Raw genomic sequence first — 1,138 nt, forward strand, 5'->3', positions numbered from 1 at the left:
GTCGTGCTGGTCGCTCTCCAAACCCGGATCGGCGGGCCGGTGGCGGCTCAGGGCCGCACCTGTCCCTCGCCCCGGACGACGTAGCGGAACGTCGTGAGCTGTTCGAGACCGATCGGCCCGCGCGCATGCACGCGCCCCGTCGCGATGCCGATCTCCGCGCCGAAGCCGAACTCGCCGCCGTCGCAGAACTGCGTCGAGGCGTTCCACAGCCCGACCGCGCTGTCGATGCGGCGCAGGAACGTCTCCGCCGCCGCCGCGTCGTCGGCCACGATCGCGTCCGTGTGGCCGCTGCCGTGGCGTGCGATATGCGCGAGCGCGGCGTCGATCCCGTCCACCACGCGCACCGACAGCACGGCATCGAGCCATTCCGTGTCCCAGTCGCCCTCCGCCGCCGCCGGCAGCCCCGGCACGATCGCGCGCGCCGCCGCGTCGGCGCGGAACTCGCAGCCGAGCGCCGCCAGATCGGCGATCAGCGCCGGCAGCAGGGCAGGGGCGATGGCGGCGTCGATCAGCAGCGTCTCCGTCGCGCCGCAGACGCCGGTGCGCCGCATCTTGGCGTTGGCGAGGATGCTGCGCGCCATCGCGTGATCGGCGCTGGCATGGACATAGGTGTGGTTCAGCCCGTCGGCATGCGCGAGCACCGGCACCCGCGCCTCGCGCTGCACCCGCTCGACCAGCGAGCGGCCGCCGCGCGGGATGATCAGGTCGATCAGTCCCGATGCCGCCAGCATCGCGGCGACATAGGCGCGGTCCGTCGTCGGCGCCGTCTGCACGCACGCCGCCGGCAGCCTCGCCTCCTCCAGCCCCGCGGCCAGCGCCGCGCCGATCGCCCGCGCGCTTTCGATGCCGTCCGACCCGCCGCGCAGGATCACGGCGCTGCCCGCCTTGACGCACAGCCCGGCCGCGTCGGCGCCCACGTTGGGCCGGCTTTCGTAGATCATGCCGATCACGCCGATCGGCTGCGCCACGCGCTGGATGCGCAGCCCGTTCGGCCGCGTCCAGTCGGCCAGCACGCGGTCGAGCGGATCGGGCAGGGCGGCGACCACCTCCAGCGCCTCGGCCATCGCCGCCACCCGCGCGGGAGTCAGCGTCAGCCGGTCGCGGACGCGAGAAATGCTGATCGACCAGCGCGCCGAGA

Annotated in this window: 1 protein-coding gene; it reads right to left on the minus strand. The window is 74.3% G+C overall.

What is annotated here, in order from left to right; genetic code table 11:
* Positions 1–47: 47 nt before the first annotated feature.
* The coding region (locus B8460_RS10225; protein ID WP_048861498.1) for a glutamate-5-semialdehyde dehydrogenase at positions 48–1,138 on the minus strand (1,091 nt) is incomplete at its 5' end.

The sequence above is a fragment of the Acidisphaera rubrifaciens HS-AP3 genome, from assembly GCF_000964365.1.
Lineage (GTDB): Bacteria > Pseudomonadota > Alphaproteobacteria > Acetobacterales > Acetobacteraceae > Acidisphaera > Acidisphaera rubrifaciens.